This is a genomic window from Nocardia sp. NBC_00565 (assembly GCF_036345915.1).
In the GTDB taxonomy this organism is placed as follows: Bacteria; Actinomycetota; Actinomycetes; order Mycobacteriales; family Mycobacteriaceae; genus Nocardia.
The window spans coordinates 2,598,796-2,616,642 of the sequence record NZ_CP107785.1 but is presented as its reverse complement, the minus strand read 5'-3'; the positions used below and the strand labels follow the sequence as shown (position 1 = coordinate 2,616,642).

Genomic DNA, 17,847 nt, shown 5'->3' with positions numbered 1-17,847 from the left:
CCGCTGACCCAGGATGATCGGTCTCATCCGGGCCAGCGGATCGGTCAAGCGGCGACCGTGACGGTTTCGTCGGCGAACAGGGTGCGGTACAACTCCGCCGCCCGGGGGTCATGTCGGCGCGGCGTGCAGGGCCCGGGAATTCGCAGGGTCGTACGGAGTGTGCTGCTGAGGTCGGCCTCGCGATGTGATCCCGATAGCGACGTCGCGCCGGGAACCTCAGTAACCGCCATGATCTCGGCATCATCGCGTGTGGTGATCTGCATGTCGTCGAGGACGGCGCGGCTGATGCGCCCGTGTTGGTCCTGTTGCACAGGGTAGGCAGTGCCACCAGATCGTGGGTGCGCCTCCTGCACGACAGCCACCATACATCGTTGGCGCCACCAATTAATTGATGTATGGTTGGTGACACCAATATTGGTGACGCCCACGAAAGGGACGATATGTCCACGGATACTCTGATCGCCGACCGTATCGAGATCGCCGACCTGTTCACCCGCTTCGCGCTCCTACTCGACGGGGGGCGGTGGGAGGAAGCCGACACCGTCTTCACCGACGATGTGGAGGTGCACTCGCCGCGAATCCAAGTCCGCGGCATCGACAAGGTCGTCGACTATATGCGAAAGGCTCAGGTCGAGGGCGAACTCACTCAGCACACGACCACTGACCTGCTGGTGAACGTCAACGGCGACCAGGCCGCAGCCTCGGCGAACTCGCTCGTGTACTACTACCGCGACGGCCAACCACCCCACCAAACAGGCGGCCTGCGACTGGCCTCCACCGCAGTACGGACGCCAGCGGGCTGGCGACTCCGCGAGACACGGATCATGCTCGCCTGGATGCGCAAGGATTGATCTCTCCCCGAGAGAGCTTGTAGCGCTTGGAGTTACAAGCTCTCGAGGCTCGACCAAGATCGCGGCGTGGATCGGCCGAAGCGTGCCGGTTGCGGCTGCCGACCGATATCCACATCAGCGTCGCCGTCGCGTGGCAACAGGGTCAGCACGCACAGATGCGCGGTCCGGTTCGGCCAGGTCCGGTATCCGGCGGCAGCGATCACCTTTCCGCCGTCCCGGATGGCAAATGCAGGGGATGTAATCTCCTGCAGACCACTTTCCGCCGTGTCCTGATCGCCCGCCCGCGTCTCGAGCCGGCCTAAATCGGGATGCTCAACGGGCAGGCGCTGGAGTGACAGCGACCCTGACGATGCCGGCCGGAAGTCGGCCTCGTCCACATATGCCAGCGTCGTCGGGCCGAGCACTTCCGCCAGTGGCAACGCCGTGCCGAGTACGTCGGGATCGACAAGCTCATCGACAGACAGTTTTGCGACCGCGGCGCGAATCGCCACCGCCGCAGCGGAACTGGGAGCGGTCACTATCGCTTGCCCTTGCAGCGCGACAACGCCTGCCCATCCCTGCGGACAGATCATCGCCCGCGGCGAGATCACCACACTCACGCCGGTTTCCGATGAGAACGAAACCGGCACCGCGGCCAAGCCTTCCCAAAGCACGCGAACTTCGGCCAGCATCGGGTCGGTCGACATGGCCACATTCTGCTTCGCAGAATCCCCGTGGACCACAGCATTTCTCAAACCCCCTACGACCGGCTTGTCGCCGAACACGACGCCACCGACGTCAGCTACGACATGGTCGGCAATTACGTGAGCCATCGCCGCAGCACTACACCCAACACGCCCCGCGTCGACCTGCGCCCACCGAATAGGCTCGGCCCCATGATCATCTGGTTGAACGGAACCTTCGGAGCCGGAAAGACCACAACAGCAAAGGAATTGACCGCGCTGCTGCCCGGATCGCGCCTCTTCGACATCGAGGAGGTCGGGCTCATGCTCCGCCACGTCCTCGCCTCGGAGATCGTGAGGGACTTCCAGGACTGGCAGCCATGGCGAGGACTGGTCGTGGCCGCAGCAACACAGATCCTCGACTATGTCGGTGGGGTCCTCGTCGTTCCTCAGTCAGTTCTTGTCCACCAATATTGGCAAGAGATCCGCGCCGGACTTGAAACCGCCAGCGTCCCACTGCATCACTTCGTTCTCCACGCCGAACGTGACGAACTCGTCCGCCGCATCGAAACCGACATCAGCAAACCGAACTCACCATGGCGCATGGACCACCTCGACGACTACGACGCCGCCCGCTCCTGGCACCGCCAAGAGGCTCGGGTCATCGACACCACCGACCTCCAACCACGACAGGTCGCCACACTCATCGCCGCCGACGCGACTCGCAGCACACAGGCGTGACGGCCCCGAAAATAGCCCACCGCTGGTCAGAGAACCGTCCGCAGACCAACCTCACTGGCACAGGACAGGAATTGGTCCGCATCCGGTGCAACAGCAGGATTGGGCCGGGAAGTCAAGGTCGCCTCAACCGTCTGAGGGGAGGCACTCCCGCAGCAGATGCTGCTCCGCGCTACCCGACGACGGGTTCTGGGATGAGCTGGTGCTGTGGCGTCTCCGCCGCGGCAGCAGGCCAGCTGATCGGCCTCTTCGCAGCGACCACGAGGCTGGAAAGTCGGCTCGTGGTCGCCCGGATCAGCCGCTGTAAGGCGCACATGAGTGCGGTACCCGGCCGAGCGGACGTTGTCGGTGCAATGCCATACGCTGGCAAAGAGAGGCTGTATGAGCGGCACAGCACGGGGGTAGCGAAATATGACCGACGAACCATCGCCCGAACGTCTACGCGGCCGGCGTCGCCCGGTCGGGTTGGGCAAGCGTGCGTGGCTGACGACCAAAGTGGTGCGCCGGTTGTTGCGGTTTCTCGCCTGGTCGCGGTTTGTTCGCGTGACCGTGGTGAATCGAGATGTGGTTCCGGCCCGCGGCCCGGTGTTGGTCGCCAGCAATCACATTTCGATGCTCGACGCGGTGTTCCTTTGGGGTGCGTTGCGGCGGCGCGCGATGGCGGTGGCCATGGCGGAGCTCTGGACGTGGCCGGTGGTGGGCTGGCTGGTGCGGCGACTCGGGCATGTGCCGGTGGTGCGCCGCGACCCCCAATCCGGTCAGCAGGCCCTCGAACACGCCGAATGGATTCTGCGGCACGGCGGCGTCATGCTCATCTATCCCGAGGGCCGATGCGTCCCGCCGGGCCGATCCGAACCCTACAAACCGGGCGTCGCGAAACTCGCACTGGCAACCGGCGTCCCGATCATCCCGGTCGCCACCACCGGCACCGACAACGTCTTGCCCCTACGCACCCGACACGGCGACCGCCCGGCCTTCGACCGCTCCCGCCCGGTCACCATCCGCTTCGGCACCCCCATCGACCCCGCCGATTTCGACTCTCCCGAAAAACTCCTCGACCACCTGCGCACGCACATCGAATACCTACGCGCCGAATCCCCCTGACCAACAGCCGATTCCGGCGGTATTGTCCGCCCCGGGTCGGCGGATGTCTGTGGCCTGCGGGTGACACCTGATGTGCGGTACGCCTAGCGACCGGCGCGCAATCCGCGGTCGACCGTCGCCGCCATACGTTCCCGCCTTCTCGAGATTGCCCCGGATAACGGGGGTACTTCGCGCAGCGCCGCAACGGAGTTGCCGCAGGCCGCTCCTGATGTTACCCCGGATAACAGCCCGTTATCCGGAGTAAGACAGACTTCCGTTCAGTGGTTTGGGGCCGGTCCAGGCGGCTCGCCCCGGGTCATGGCAATACGACGAGTCGTTTGCCGCGCAGATCGGTTCGCTGCCAGGCGGTCTCGATGTCGCTCAGCCGAACCGTCGCCAGGTCGAAGATGAGTTCGCCGGAGCGTGTCCATTTCACTATTTGCCCATAGACCGTGCCCATGGTCTCTGCGTTGAGCCCCTTGGCCGCACCGTAGATCTCGACTCCGGAGGTGCGCAGGCTCTCGGCGGTGAGGGTGAGTGCGCGGCTGGCGGACTCACCAACCTGGATCAAGCGCGTCGGTTTCGGGAATGCGAACGATTCCGGAACCAGGGTGCGCAACAAGATCTCGGTCGGCCGTCCCCACAGATAGTCCAAGACCACGTCGTAGCCCTCACCCTTGGCTTCGGTGAATGCCCCCGCCAGCGCGTCGTCGCCGACAGCGGTATTGATGACCGTGTCGGCACCGAGCGCCCGCACGTCGCGGAGCTGATTGTCGTCACGGCCGGTCGCGACGATCCGCCCCGCTCCGAGCAGGCGGGCCACCTGGACCGCGAGTCGCCCGGCGACGCCGGTAGCCCCTTGGATCAGTACCGTCTCGCCGGGAACGAAACCGGCAGCCGTCGTGATGGACATGCCGGTGATGGCCGTGGCTAGCACGGTCGCGACGGCCGGATCGATTCCCTCGGGGATCGGGACGTACGCGGCGGCGGCCACCACGGTCTTCTCGGCGAGCGCACCGTAAGGCCGCCGCGGGTTGCCGAAGCCGACGAGGGTGCCGTCGGGCAGCGCGCCGACGCCGTCGAAGGCGGGGATCGCCGGGAGTTCGGTGAGGAATTGCCCACTGGCGTAATGCGTTCCGGCCGCGATCGCCTTGTCGACGTTCTCGACCGCAACGGCCTTCACATCGATGATCACTTCCCCCTCACCGGCCACCGGATCCGGAAAGTCCTCGTATCGGGGAACACTGCCGATCTCGTGCAATACCGCGGCCTTCATCGCAGCTCCTGTCCGAAGAACGCCGCGATCCGCGTCTGCCAGCCCACCAGTACCCGAGGCGGGCGGGCAGGTGAGTGATTCCACCGATGGTTGAGCGACCGGTGCTGGGCAGCGGGGTTCCGCCACGCCTGCCCGTTGCGCGTGGTGCCCTGGTGGCCGGGCGTCCGTTCCGCGTGAGCGGGAACCCCGGGAACGCGGTGGGTCGCCCAGTGCAGTAAATCCCGCATCGAATGCCGGTGTGTCATTTTCATCCTCCTGTGCATGCGGTGTCGGCGAGGGCTCGCCGACACCTCTCTATCACCGATAGGGACAACTCTATCAGTGATAGAGTCGCGGCGGGAGGTACGAATTGACATTGGACCGAAGGCAGATCGTCACCGAGGCGGTCGTATTGCTGGATGCCGAGGGCCTCGAGGGTGTGACACTGCGCAAGCTCGCCGGACGGCTCGGTGTGCGGCAGCCGACTCTCTATTGGCATCTGCCCAACAAGGCAGCCCTGGTCACCGCACTCGCCGAGGCGATCCTCGACCAGGAATTCGGCGAACTGTCACCGCCCGAGCCCGGGGAACGCTGGCAGGATTGGCTGGCCGGGCTCGCTTCGCGGCTGCGGCGCGCGCTGCTGGCCCACCCCGACGGTGCCCGTGTGTTGTCGGCTTCCCAGCTCTCGCTGAAGATGGCCGATATCTCCGAGCTGGCGATGAGCGCACTGGTGGCGCACGGTATTCCGCTGCACCGGGCTCGGGTGATCGTGCTGACGGTGGAGCGTTTCACCGTCGGCCACGTCCTCGAAGAGCAGGCCCCTCGCCCGGACGCCGACGCGCTGGGCGACTTCGATATGGCGGCATTCACCGAACAGCATCCGACCGTGATAGCCGGCATCACCGAATACTTCCGGCCCGGCCGCACAGTCGACGACTTATTCCGCGAGTGCCTCGAGGTAGTTATCGCGGGCGCAGCAGCCACCGCCGAATAACGTGCACTGGCAACCCCGAGCGCCTGATCAGAACAGGGTGTCGCGCACGCGCAGCGGCCGATAGCCGGTCGGCCCGAGCTGGGCCAGTTCGGCGTCGATGTCGACCTCTATCGCACCGAAGAAGTTGATGTTCTCACTGTGCGCCGGACTGATGTGAGCGAGCACATCGTCATCGATCCGCCGCCCCGACCGCCGCATCTGATCGATCGCGAGACCGTAATACTCTGTGGTCCAAGCGATTACGGCGTTCGTCGCGAGAGTCAGGCACCATGCCTGTTCGGTTTGCCCTTCCAAATGCCGGGCCCGGATCGTGCCCTCGTGGGCGTAGAGCAGGTCCCGGCGCAGCGCGTGCAAGGATTCGCCCTTGTTCAGCTGGCGGGCGATCTTGCGCCGATACCCCGGATCGGACAGATACCGAGCAGCGTAGATCGTGCGCCGCATCGCCCCGTACTCCTTGAGCGCCGCAGCCAGCGCGTTCTGCCGACCCGACGTGGACAGCTTGCCGACCAGCAGCGAGGCGGTGGCATGGCCGAACTTCAGTGATCCGGCAAGCCGCAGCAGGTCGTCGTAGTGTTCGGCGATCAAGTCCAGGTTCAGCTTGCGGGTCATCAACGGTCCCGCATGCGGGAACCGTGCCTCGGCCTCGGCGCGCGGGCCCGGCCGGTACAAGGTGATCCGGCCCAGATCGCGGATGCGAGGTGAGAGCTGCATCCCGAGTAGGTCGAACAGCCCGAAGTTCACCAGGGTGACTCCGTGCGTATCGGTCGCATGCTCAGTAATCGGCAAATCTGTTGCGTTGCCGAGGATCTCATCGAGCACGTAGTGCGCTTCGCGTTTGGTCGCGACGATGATCTTCGTGCCGTAGGTGGCGTGCTGATCGCTCACGTGGGTGTAGGTGGACAGCCCTTCCTCAGCGAAGTAGCGGCTCAGGGCGCGGGCGGTGATCGATTTGCCCCGGGTGGGGAACCGTTGCCCGTCCGAAGACGACAGGGTGCCGCTACCTAACGCCGAGGTCAGCGGGAGGCGCCCTCGGCCATCCGGGTCAGCCCGAGATTGGTGGAGGCGGCCAGCAGCACCGCGATCAGGTTCCGCTTCAACTCCGGTGTCCGGGACTGTTTGCCTCCGGCGTGGGTGAAACAGTCCAGGTAACCGGTGCGTTTGTCCAGCTCGATCAGCAGCGACACGATCGGCGCGAACGGCAGCATCTCGGTCAGCTCCGCCTTCAGCGCGATCGCCTCGGCGGGCACATCCTCCGCGGTCAACGGCGAGATCACCAGATCACCGCCCTCATCCAGGCGCACCGGACCCTCACCCTGGGCCAGCACCGTCTCCAGTTCCCCGACCGCCTCGTGCAGCTCATCTACCGCAATAGCCAGGGCCCGGCCGGGGTCAGATGGTTTGCCGACCAGTCGGCAGAATTCGGCGCGCTGAGGCTCCCACTGCTCGGGGGTGAGCAGGTAAGCGGCGGGATCGGCATAGCGGCGCGACCCCGGCACGAACACATCCCCGCTGCGCAGGCCATCCCGGAGCCCAATCAACACGCACAACTCCCAGAAGTGCCGGTAGCCGGTGATATTGCCGGACTTGCGGGCTTCCTCGAGATAGCCGCGCCACTTGGTCGGCACGAACCCGGTCGGGGCATCGTCGAACACTTTGCGGCGGCCCGTCGCGTTCAACTCTCGCAGCATCGCCACCGCCACCAGCAGCTCCGTCGAGGCTGTGCCGCCGGCGAACCGCACCGCCGACAACACCGCCGGGGTGAACTGACGCAGATAGCTGTACGAGGAATCCAATGCCGCCAGATGCCCGTGATCACGCGGCAGCCGAGGTGTGGCCTGCGCGATCCCCGCCCGTAACCGCTCCCACCCGATCACATCGCCGCGGATCAAGCTGCCGATGTCCTCGTCCGGGATCTGCGGGTCGGTCACGATTGTCAGGAGATCATCGAGCAGGGCTTGCCGGTCTTCGCCTGACTTGCCGCGCTCGGCCAGCTGCTGTTGCATTCGCCGCTCGGCCTGCCCGAACTTCGCTGAGATCGCCTGATCGAACAGTTGAACCACCTCATCGAGCACGTCGGTGCCCGATTGGGCCAGCAGCGTGAGCAGGATCGGATACCGGCGTTGCGGATCGCGCCGTTCCAGGGCTTGACCGGTGAGGCGGCGGCCCATCGTGGCCAGGAACCGGCGGCGCTCGGCCGGAAGCACCGACATGTCCACGGTGTCCGCACCCAGGTTGCGTAGGAACCCCAGTTTCTCGACCTCGGTCTTGACGGCAGTCGCTGAGGCCTCCACCGGCCCGGTCGCCAGCCACCGCAGCCGGGACACCTTCAACGACGGGTCGGTGACCAGCAACGCGTCCAACTCCGCGCATCGCGCCGGGGTGAATTCGTGCGCGAGCCGATCGTAGGTCTCGCGCTGGGCCTGGGCGCGAGCATGGGCGACCCGGCGCACCACGACCTCTGGACCAGGCCGGATCACCCGCGCCGAGATCAGATACTCACACCCCAGCCGGAACAACAGCGTCGGCGAATCGTGCTCCATCGCCCGCGCCAGCAGGAATTCGTCGAGCTCTTTGAGCTCCATCGTTCCTGGACCCCGCCAGCTCAGATACTGCGCTACTAGGCGCAGATGCTCGGTGCGGGTCTGCGCGCGCTTGCCGTACGAACGAAACTGCGCCGCATCAACATTCAGCTGATCCGCCAACCGGGCCACCGCTACCGCCGGCACAGTGGTCACCTTGTCCGGCACAAACCCCAGCCACGGCAAGGTACACAAGGCCACCGCTAGCCCGAGGCGCACCGCTGGCCCCCGCCCGCGCGGCGCCACGAACGCGATATCGGCCGGGGTCAGTGTGAAGAACCGGAACAGCTCCTCGCGGCTGATCTCCGGGAACTCCCGCAGGCGCTGCAACTCTTCATCCGCGAACACCCGCGTCGCCACGAACCCCACCCTCCAAGCTGCTGATCAAACCGTTCCAGCAGCCAAGCACCAATCACGTTGCCTCGCACCACGAACCGTGCAACACCACCTGACCAGCAGCTACATGAACTTCGTTGTTTTCTGCGCCGTTACTACCGGAACCCCTAGAGCGAAGGCGTTCGGACGCCGAGCTTTTCGGCGAGTGGCCCCATCGCGAGGTTGCCGTAGCCGACGTCGTCGGCGAGCTCCGCGCCCGCCCGCACGACGTTGGAAAATCTCACCGGCAGCTTGTTCTCTCGAAAGCGAAGACGACGTCCGGAGCTACCATGATGCGTATCAAGCCATCCGGCGGGCTGCACTGGATGAAATCGCGAGCAGGAACCTGATTCGACAGGTAGCTAGGGAGTTTGCCTCGTGACCGACAACTACGAAGCCGATCTATCTCGCGCTCGGTGGCGCAAGAGTGCCCGAAGCTCGGCCAGCAGAGATCGTGTCGAAGTCGCCTCCATCGACGGCGACCTGGTCGGAGTGCGTGATTCGAAGAACCCCACCGGACCAGCGTTGGTCTTCACCCCCGGCGAGTGGAGCGCCTTCACCACCGGCGTAATCGACGGCGAGTTCGCCCCATACTCGTGACGCCTTTTGCCGCAGGTCGAACGATCATGGTCCGGGACATGATCTACGGGAGGGCCTTTACCGAGTGGCCGCAGCGAGTGGTCGCGGATCACGGAGACGAGTTGCGGGTGTTGTTGACGCCGGGGACGGCGGGATCGGGTCCGGCGCTGTGGATTCGGTCGATGCGTGACAACGACCCGACCGCGCGCGGCCAGTTGCTCGAGGCATACGCCCATCGGACTTGGGAGATGGGTGCGTGGGTGTGGCAGCGCACCACACGGCTGGCCGTCATGTATGCCGATCGCTGGTTCTCCATCGCGCCGATATGGGACGAGCGGCGCGAATTCCGCGGCTGGTATGTCAATTTCCAGTTGCCGTTCACCAGAACCGTGGATGGCATCGACACCAGCGACTTGCATATCGACCTCGTCGTCGAACCCGACCTGACCTACCGCTGGAAGGACGAAGACGAGTACGCTCTCGCCATTCGGCTGGGACTGGTACCGGATGATTGGCAGCAAGCGATCGAATCCGCCCGCGAACAGGCCCTCGAGATGGTCGAGCGTCGCGACGGCCCCTTCGGGGAGGATTGGCGCTCGATTCCCGTCTAGCCCAAGCGGATTCGGTCAATCTTGGATGCGGCGCCAAGGGTGTTCGGCTTCCAGGGCGAAGCCGATTTCCAGGAGGGTGCGTTCGTCGCCGTAGGCGGCGGAGAATTGCATGCCGATGGGGAGGCCTTCGCGTGAGATGCCCATGGGGAGCGAGATCGCTGGTGTGCCTGCGACGTTGTTCGGCGGGGTGAAGGCGACCCAGGAGATCAGGCGCGCGAACAGTTCGTCGAACGGGACCGTGGGGTTCAGGTAGCCCAGTTCCGGGGTGGTGTGCACCAGGACCGGGCAGAGGATCAGCTCGTTGTCGCGGAACATCTCGGCGTAGGTGCGCCGCACCTGCGATAGTCGGTAGAGGATGGCGGGTGTGCGCGCCATGGATTTGCGGTAGCGCGCGCCGAGACCGCGGGTGAACCCATCCAAACCGCCCGGCCGGAACCGCCGATCGAAGGCGAGTTTCCCTCCTGCGGCAACCGTGAACGCCAGTAGTCCCCAGTAAAGGGTGAAATCGTCGACGAAGCGCGGCTCGATCGGCGGCGCGACGGGACGCACGTCGTGGCCCAGCTTCTCCAGCAGCGTGACGGTCTCGTCGAGCACGGCACGGGTCTGCGCGCAGGTCGGCGTGCCGGTGATGGAATCCGCGATCACACCGATCCGCAGCCGCCGCCGCGCCGGCCCCTCGACCAAACCGACCGGCGGCAACTTCGGATTGCGCCAATACCGTTCGGCCGCAGCGAAATACGTCGCGGTATCGCGCACGGATCGGGTGAGCACACCCTCGGACACCAGATTGATCGGCATCGACCGCGCCTGCGGACCGTCGATATGCCGCCCTCGGCTCGGCTTCAAACCGACCAACCCGCAGCACGCCGCCGGGATGCGGATCGACCCGCCGCCATCGTTGCCGTGCGCGATCGGAACCACCCCCGCAGCCACCAACGCGGCCGCGCCGCCCGATGACGCACCCGACGAATAGTCGGTATGCCAGGGATTGCGTGTCGGCTCGGCGGCGACGAATTCGGTGCTCGCGTTCAATCCGAACTCCGGCAGGCGACTCTTGCCCAGCACCGTCATCCCGCTGCTCAGCAACTGTTTCGTATACGGCCCGTCCTGGGTGCTGGGCCGCGCGACGTACGCCGCGGTGCCGTAATTGGTCGGCAGCCCGCGCACATCGGTGTTGTCCTTCACATAGGTCGGCACACCGAACAGTGGCGCATCCGTATCACTCGAGATCGCCGTGGTCGTCGTCTCGGCGACGATGGCGCGCAATATCGGATCAACCCGCGCCGCCCGAGCCCGCGCCGCATCGGCGACCTCGGCCGCGCTGACCACACCGCGACGCACCAGATCCGCGATGCTCACCCCGTCGTGGTCGGCGAGCAAATCATCGGCGAACGCATGGAACCGCTGTGTCGGCATAGTCGGATTCTGCGCGCCCTGATACCGACCATGGACCGTTTTGAACAAGCGTCCTGACTACGGGGCGGTCTTACGGCGTCAGATATCGTTCGACAGCCTAATCACTGAGGAGACACACAACATGAATAGCTCGATCGCCGTCCCGCTATGCCTGCTGGCCGCGGGTGTGCTGAGTATCGTTCCAGCACAATCGGCTTCGGCGGATCCGCTGCCGGATCAGTCCCGTACCGTAACCACCGAGGACGGCTGGCAACTGACGGTGACAAAGTCCGCCGAAAATCTCGATCGAGTCCCCAATCTCGCCGCGACCTCGTTCAGTCATGAGGGATTCGTCAGCGTGCGCGCGGCCGCCGACATCACCGGCGAAGGCGGCGAATCGGTCAATTCCGGCACACTCACCCTCGGGTACCAGATCGGCTGCCAGATAGACGTATCCAATGGCATCTCGGTGGGACTCACCGGAACAATCGGCCCGAATGTCAATGTCGCGATCGCGCCGATGCCCGGGGTGAGCGCCGGGCTGGCCGCCATGGCCATGCCGAGTGTGTCCACCACGCTCAAACCGGGCACGATCACCACCATTGCGTTCGGAACCAAAGCTCTAACCGGACCGCATGGCTCGATCACCACCGAACAGGTGCAGATCAAGGTCGATGCCTGTATGGGCCCGGTGAGCCTGCGTTCGTATGCGATCGTCAACATTTCCACCGATACCGCCGACAATTCGGTCGCCGTATACGGCGATCCGATCTGGTTGTGATCGTAATGTCGACGAATACACACCACGCGCTGGCTTCGACGCTGATCGCGGCCGCCGCGCTGCTGCCCCTCACCATCGGCTCCGCACACGCGGCGCCGATCGTGCCCGCGACAACCTGCGACCAACACGAGGACCCTACGTGCGGCGAATCGACGCCCGATAAGCCACCCAGCCGCGTCGTCGTACCACCATCGCCGATCGCGCCACTACTGACACCGGCACAACCGACACCGCCCGCCAAGCCCAATGCGAATGCCGCCGCCCTGACACCGCCCGCACCGGGCGCGAATCAGGGCACGCCGATCGTGCCCGCTCAGCGGTAATCCCCACGCGCCGTGAATTCAGCTCCGGCGCAGTTCGAAGATGCGAAAAACCCGGCCACCGGAGAGTTTGTGCTCCATCCGGTAGCCGGGCCAGAATTCGACGGCCAGATCCCAGGCGCGTTTGCGATCCACACCCGCGACCTCGGTAACGGAGACCTCGAACCGTTCACCCCGCAACCGGGCGGTGGCGGTGCTGGCGGCACGGAGATTCGCCGACCATACGGGGTGTTCGGTACTGCCCCAATTGGATCCGACGATCAGGAAGTCCCCACCACGCGGGACGTACAGCAGCGATGTGGTGCGCGGGATCCCCGTCTTACGCCCCGCGACAGTGATCTCGATCGACGGCAACCCCGCCAGGTCGAGCACACCATATCGACCGCGGGTCACCCACCGGACGAACCGTTCCAGTGGCACGACGATCGGCGCCATGCGCATGACCCAGCGTTTCTGCGCGATACGGCGAGCCAGCGCGGGCAGCGGATTCGTCACCATAGTCCAAAATCCTGACAGAAATCGCACAGCCGAGAACGGCCGGGACCTCGTGGTGAGACCAGCCTCACGCACCGGGTTGCCCCGCGTCACGAAAGGTCTTGGGCTACTGGGCAACCGTGGTCGGTGGCCCGTCCACGGCCAACTCGGGCAGCGGGCCACGGTAGGCCTCGATTTCTACAAGGGCCAGTTGCCCGGAGCAACCCTGGCTCAGACTGGACGTGGGCCGATCCATGGTCAGCACGTTCGGATTGCCGTGCCGGCAGAATGTGGGATCGGCCGGATCCGGGTCGTACCAGGCGCCGGTGGACAACTGCGCGACCTGCGGCCGGACCGCGTCGTCGACGACCAGTCCGGCCAGGCAACTGCCCCGGTCGTTGAAGATCCGCACGATCTCGCCATCGCGCAGCCCGCGAGCCGCGGCATCGTCGGGATGCAACCGAACCGGTTCCCGCCCAGCGATTTTCACCGATCGACTGTGCGCGCCGACATCGAGTTGACTGTGCAGTTTGGTGCGTGGCTGATTGGCGATCAGCTGCAGCGGGAATCGCGCCGCCACGTCGCCGCCGAGCCACTCCTGCGGCTCCAGCCAGACCGGATGACCCGGGCAGTCGGCGTAGCCGAAACCGTCGATGGTCGCGGAAAAGATCTCGATCTTGCCGCTGGGCGTACTCAGCGGGTACTGCTGCGGGTCCGCACGGAAGTCGGCGAGCAATACCTGCTCCGGATCGGGCACCGGTAACGCGAGCGACTCGCTGTCCCAGAAGTCGTCGAAGTCAGGGATCTTCGGATCGTTCGCGCGCCATTGCTCATAGAGGTGCCGTACCCACTCCTCGGCGGTCCGCCCCTCGGTGAATTCCTTACCCACCCCGATTCGTTCGGCCAACTCGCCGAGAATCGCGTAGTCGTCGCGAGACTCACCGTGCGGGCGGGTCAGTGCCTTCATCGGGAAGAACTCACGATCGTTCTGCCCGGCGCCGAAATCGTCACGTTCGATGCTCATCGTCGCCGGCAGCACGAAATCGGCATGGCGCGCGGTGGCGGTCCAGAACGCGTCGTGCACGACCACCGTTTCCGGCCGGGTGAATGCCGTGTGCAGCCGGGCTAGATCCTGGTGGTGATGAAAGGGATTCCCGCCGCACCAATACACCAACTTGATATCCGGGTAGACCAGCCGCGCACCGTTGTAATCGAAGACCTGCCCCGGATTCAGCAGCATGTCGGCGATCCGCGCGACCGGAATGAAGGTCGCCACCTTGTTGCTGCCCTGCGGAAATTTCGGCACCGAACGCCCGCGCGCCGGGTCGCCCACATGCGCCGTCGACCCGTAACTGTGTCCGAATCCGCCTCCGGGGAGCCCGATCTGGCCCAGCATCGCGGCCAACACCACCCCGAGCCACAACGGCTGCTCACCGTGCTCGGCGCGCTGCAGCGACCAGCTGACATTGATCAATGTGCGCGCCGCCGCCATCTCGTGTGCCAGCGATCGGATCCGCGTGGCGGATACGCCGGTGATCGGCTCCGCCCACCCGGGATCCTTCACAACGCCATCGGTTTCGCCGCGCACATACCCGGCGAACCGCTCGTAGCCGACCGTGTAGCGATCCAGAAACGCGGTGTCCGCCAACCCATCCGCGTCCAGCACCTGTGCCAACGCCAGCATCAGCGCGGTATCGCTCCCCGGCCGCGGCGCGATCCACTCGGCTTGCGCCTCGACCGGAATGTCGTCGCGCAGCGGGCTGATCGAGACGAATCGGCAGCCGCGCGCCCGCGCCGCACCGATCCACGTCTTGGTGTTGTGCCGCGACACCCCACCCGGCGACACCGCCGAGTTCTTCGGCGACACCCCGCCGAACGCCACCACCAACTCCGCATGCTCGACCAGCACACTCTTCGCGGTCGCCTGCCCCTCGAACAAGCCCATCGACCCGATCACGTGCGGCAACAGCACCTGCGAGGTCCCGAGGCTGTAGCTGTTCACGTGCTGCACGTAACCGCCCAGGCAGTTCAGAAACCGATGCACCTGACTCTGCGCGTGATGAAAGCGCCCCGCACTCGCCCACCCATACGACCCGCCGTACACCGACTCCGCGCCGTATTCGCTGTAGACCCGGCTCAACTCACCCGACAGCAGCTCGAACGCCTGCTCCCACGACACCGGCACGAACGGTTCATCACCGCGCCCGGACGCCCCAGGCCCCCGCTCCAACCACCCCTGCCGCACATAGGGCCGATCGATCCGCGTCGGATGATGCTGTGCCGAGGCCACATTCTCGATCAACGCCATCGGCTCCGGATCCCCCCGCCACGGCCGCACCGAGGTCAACCGCTCCCCGTCGCTCTCGGCCTCGAACACTCCCCAATGCGTCAGATGCGTGGTCATTACCCCACGGTAGCCCGCCCCACCGACATTTCCGAGGATGTGGTCGCGCACGGCCCGGCCACAACTCGAACGCCGCTGCGCGACTCAGGAATCGGATGCGATCGACAGGCCGGCCTCGGTCCAATCCTGGATGCCCGCACGGTAGGCGCGAACATTCGTGTAGCCGACGAACTCCACACGCTCGCCGTGACCCTCGGCAAAATCCTCGGCCCGACCGATCTCACGATCACTCCGGTCGGGCAGCCGCTGTAGTCGTGATCCGGATTGCGTTGACGGTCAATGCAATCCGGATCACATCAACGCACCGCATGGCATCATTTCTGAAACGCATGCGCTTCATACTGGCCTGTACCTTTGATAACAGGCACATCGAGCGTGCACCCCCGGAAAGGATGCAGCCCCATGGCGATCAGCGCGGCTGAGCAAGCAGCACAGCCATTTTCGGCATTGCGCCCCGGGCAAGGAGCCCGCTGATGTTCACGCGCTGGGGCGATCTCGTGTACCGCCTGCGCTTCGCGGTCATCGCGATCGTGGCGGCCGCGCTACTCGCGCTCGGCGGCTACGGATTCGGCCTGGAAGGCCATCTCAGCTCCGGTGGCATGGACGATCCGACGTCGGAATCCGCGCAGGCGGCCCGGCTCGCGGACGCCGCCTTCGGGCGCAATCACGACTTCGACGTCATCGTGCTGTACACCGCGCCGGACGGGAAAACCGTCGACGATCCGGAGTTCAGCCAGCCGATCATCGACAATCTGAACAGTTTGCCGCACAAGTACCCCGACGAGATCACCGGCATCAACGCATCCTATTGGCGAGTAGCGAACGCCAAGATCAGCGGCGCGAAAGCGGCGACCGACGACAAGAAGCACGCGCTGGCCGCGATCGCCATCGCCGGCGACAACGACACCGACTCCGTCCGCAACTTCCGAAAGGTCAAGGACACCTTCGCCATTCCGGGTATCGACGTGCAGGTCAGCGGCCTGCAAGCGGTGGCAGGCACACTCAACGACACAATGGCCGACGACGTCCACCGCATGGAAGTCCTCGCCATCCCCGCCGTCGCGGTCCTGCTGTTCTTCATCTTCGGCGGACTCGTCGCCGCCGCACTGCCACTGATCGTCGGTGGACTCACGGTGATCGGCGCATCCGGCATCATCATGTTCCTGACGCGCTTCACCGAGGTGAATTCGTTTGTCTCATCGGTGCTCTCGATGATCGGCCTGGGGCTGGCGATCGACTACGGCCTGTTCATCGTCAGCCGATTCCGCGAGGAACTCGCCGAAGGCTACGACACCCGCGCCGCCGTGCGCCGCACCGTCATGACCGCGGGCCGGACCGTCGTGTACTCCGCGACCATGATCATCGTGAGCCTCGGCAGTATGCTCCTGTTCCCCCAGGGCTTCCTCAAATCGATGGCCTACGGCGCCATCGCAACAGTCCTGCTCGCCGCCCTCACCGCCATCACCATCCTCCCCGCCAGCCTGGCCATCCTCGGATCGCGCGTGGATATGTTGGGGTTCAAGCGGTTCCGCCGAACCAAGACCACCGCGCAGATCGCGAACGGCTTCTGGGGTAAGACCACCGCCTGGGTGATGCAGCGCCCACTGACCGTGGCGATCCCGCTGGTCATCGTGTTGTTCCTGCTCATCATCCCCGTCAAGAATCTCATCTTCGGCGGCTTCAGCGAGCGCTATCTCCCGCCGGACAACCCGACTCGCGTCGCACAGGAGCAGATCGACACCTACTTCCCGCAGCGCAGATCCGATCCCATCGAGCTGGTCTTCGTCGCCGAGGACAGCGGCGCGGTCGGCGACGCGTGGCGGGCGGCGGGACATGCGCCGGGCCTGGCGAGCACATTCGAAACGCCGTCCAAATCCCTGACGCAGGGCAATGTCTACCGCACCAAGGCGACACTGGTGAACCCGAACGAGGCGGGCGACACCATCGAATACTTGCGCGCGATGGAACTATCCGATGGCGTCACCATGCTCGTCGGCGGGATTCCGGCAATGCAGAAGGACAGCATCGACGCACTGCTCTACCGGATTCCGGCAATGATCGCCCTGGTCCTACTGATGACGACACTGCTCATGTTCCTGACATTCGGCTCGCTTGTGCTACCGATCAAGGCCGCGTTGATGAGCGCGCTCGGCCTCGGCTCCACTCTGGGTATCTTGACCTGGATCTTCGTTGACGGTCACGCCGCCGGGTTGTTGAACTTCACCCCCCAGCCGATCCAATCGAATGTGCTCGTGCTGATCATCGCGATCATCTACGGCCTGTCCACCGACTACGAGGTCTTCCTGCTCTCCCGCATGGTCGAGGCCAGGGCCAAGGGCGCGAGCACCAGCGAGGCGGTCCGCACCGGTACCGCGCACACCGGCCGCATCATCACCGCCGCGGCGCTGATCCTACTGGTGGTGACCGGCGCATTCGCCTTCTCCGATCTGGTGATGATGCAGTACATCGCCTACGGCATGATCGCCGCACTCTTCATCGACGCGACCGTACTGCGCATGCTGCTGGTGCCGGCCGTCATGAAGCTGCTCGGCGACGACTGCTGGTGGGCACCAGCCTGGATGAAACGCCTCCAGGAGAAAATCGGACTCGGTGAACCTATCCTTGACGATGAACGCCCGGGCACCGAGGATATGCGCGACCTGGTCGACGCCACACCGAGCACCCTGAAGCTTCCCGTCGCCACCGCACCACGGACGGACGGTTCATAGCAGCACCGTGGCTGCGC

The 17,847-nt window shown here is 65.2% G+C and carries 16 protein-coding genes and 1 pseudogene; 10 read left to right on the top strand and 7 right to left on the bottom strand.

All coding sequences use genetic code 11. The annotated features are described in order from the left end of the window. Positions 1-44: 44 nt before the first annotated feature. Positions 45-428 carry a hypothetical protein gene (locus tag OG874_RS12590; protein WP_330255308.1) on the bottom strand — a complete coding sequence of 128 codons (384 nt, stop codon included), beginning with the start codon at positions 426-428 and terminating at the stop codon, positions 45-47. Between the two features lie 12 nt (positions 429-440). On the opposite strand from OG874_RS12590, the gene OG874_RS12585 reads away from it, so the two are divergent. Then, positions 441-851 carry a nuclear transport factor 2 family protein gene (locus tag OG874_RS12585; RefSeq protein ID WP_330255307.1) on the top strand — a complete coding sequence of 137 codons (411 nt, stop codon included), beginning with the start codon at positions 441-443 and terminating at the stop codon, positions 849-851. A 32-nt stretch (positions 852-883) separates the two neighbouring features. On the opposite strand, the gene OG874_RS12580 is transcribed toward OG874_RS12585, so the two are convergent. Beyond that, complete coding sequence (locus OG874_RS12580; protein ID WP_330255306.1) at positions 884-1,537, bottom strand: hypothetical protein; 654 nt, start codon at positions 1,535-1,537, stop codon at positions 884-886. 27 nt (positions 1,538-1,564) lie between these two features. Between OG874_RS12580 and OG874_RS12575 the strand changes: the two genes are divergently transcribed. Then, a complete protein-coding gene (locus OG874_RS12575; RefSeq protein WP_330255305.1) occupies positions 1,565-2,254 on the top strand; it encodes an AAA family ATPase in 690 nt (229 codons plus the stop codon). A gap of 408 nt (positions 2,255-2,662) precedes the next feature. Then, positions 2,663-3,355 carry a lysophospholipid acyltransferase family protein gene (locus OG874_RS12570; RefSeq protein ID WP_330255304.1) on the top strand — a complete coding sequence of 231 codons (693 nt, stop codon included), beginning with the start codon at positions 2,663-2,665 and terminating at the stop codon, positions 3,353-3,355. A 295-nt stretch (positions 3,356-3,650) separates the two neighbouring features. On the opposite strand, the gene OG874_RS12565 is transcribed toward OG874_RS12570, so the two are convergent. Next, positions 3,651-4,610 (bottom strand): quinone oxidoreductase family protein, encoded by a 960-nt coding sequence (locus tag OG874_RS12565; RefSeq protein WP_330255303.1) that lies wholly within the window; start codon positions 4,608-4,610, stop codon positions 3,651-3,653. A gap of 349 nt (positions 4,611-4,959) precedes the next feature. Here OG874_RS12565 and OG874_RS12560 point away from each other — a divergent pair, with 349 nt between their 5' ends. Then, entirely contained in the window at positions 4,960-5,583 is a 624-nt protein-coding gene (locus tag OG874_RS12560; RefSeq protein ID WP_330255302.1) for a TetR/AcrR family transcriptional regulator C-terminal domain-containing protein, read from the top strand. A 27-nt stretch (positions 5,584-5,610) separates the two neighbouring features. On the opposite strand, the pseudogene OG874_RS12555 reads toward OG874_RS12560, so the two are convergent. Next, a pseudogene (locus OG874_RS12555) lies at positions 5,611-8,522 on the bottom strand (Tn3 family transposase). 393 nt (positions 8,523-8,915) lie between these two features. Between OG874_RS12555 and OG874_RS12550 the strand changes: the two are divergent. Beyond that, positions 8,916-9,137 carry a DUF397 domain-containing protein gene (locus OG874_RS12550; RefSeq protein WP_330255301.1) on the top strand — a complete coding sequence of 74 codons (222 nt, stop codon included), beginning with the start codon at positions 8,916-8,918 and terminating at the stop codon, positions 9,135-9,137. 38 nt (positions 9,138-9,175) lie between these two features. Next, entirely contained in the window at positions 9,176-9,727 is a 552-nt protein-coding gene (locus tag OG874_RS12545; RefSeq protein WP_330255300.1) for a DUF402 domain-containing protein, read from the top strand. Positions 9,728-9,742: 15 nt separating this feature from the next. Here OG874_RS12545 and OG874_RS12540 read toward each other — a convergent pair whose 3' ends face one another. Beyond that, positions 9,743-11,143 carry an amidase gene (locus tag OG874_RS12540; RefSeq protein WP_330255299.1) on the bottom strand — a complete coding sequence of 467 codons (1,401 nt, stop codon included), beginning with the start codon at positions 11,141-11,143 and terminating at the stop codon, positions 9,743-9,745. A gap of 121 nt (positions 11,144-11,264) precedes the next feature. Between OG874_RS12540 and OG874_RS12535 the strand changes: the two genes are divergently transcribed. Both OG874_RS12535 and OG874_RS12530 read left to right on the top strand, forming a co-directional pair. Next, positions 11,265-11,903, top strand: a complete 639-nt coding sequence (locus OG874_RS12535) for an MspA family porin (protein WP_330255298.1) — start codon at positions 11,265-11,267, stop codon at positions 11,901-11,903. Between the two features lie 5 nt (positions 11,904-11,908). Next, entirely contained in the window at positions 11,909-12,226 is a 318-nt protein-coding gene (locus tag OG874_RS12530) for a hypothetical protein (protein ID WP_330255297.1), read from the top strand. A gap of 18 nt (positions 12,227-12,244) precedes the next feature. On the opposite strand, the gene OG874_RS12525 is transcribed toward OG874_RS12530, so the two are convergent. Together OG874_RS12525 and OG874_RS12520 are read right to left on the bottom strand one after the other, a co-directional pair. Further along, on the bottom strand, positions 12,245-12,721 hold the full coding sequence (locus tag OG874_RS12525) for a nitroreductase family deazaflavin-dependent oxidoreductase (RefSeq protein ID WP_330255296.1): 477 nt from the start codon (positions 12,719-12,721) through the stop codon (positions 12,245-12,247). A gap of 103 nt (positions 12,722-12,824) precedes the next feature. Further along, entirely contained in the window at positions 12,825-15,101 is a 2,277-nt protein-coding gene (locus OG874_RS12520; protein ID WP_330255295.1) for a molybdopterin-dependent oxidoreductase, read from the bottom strand. Here OG874_RS12520 and OG874_RS12515 point away from each other — a divergent pair. Then, entirely contained in the window at positions 15,090-15,353 is a 264-nt protein-coding gene (locus OG874_RS12515) for a hypothetical protein (protein ID WP_330255294.1), read from the top strand. The two genes, OG874_RS12520 and OG874_RS12515, sit on opposite strands and share 12 nt — an antisense overlap. 221 nt (positions 15,354-15,574) lie before the next feature. Beyond that, on the top strand, positions 15,575-17,830 hold the full coding sequence (locus OG874_RS12510; RefSeq protein ID WP_442943335.1) for an MMPL family transporter: 2,256 nt from the start codon (positions 15,575-15,577) through the stop codon (positions 17,828-17,830). Positions 17,831-17,847: the final 17 nt, after the last annotated feature.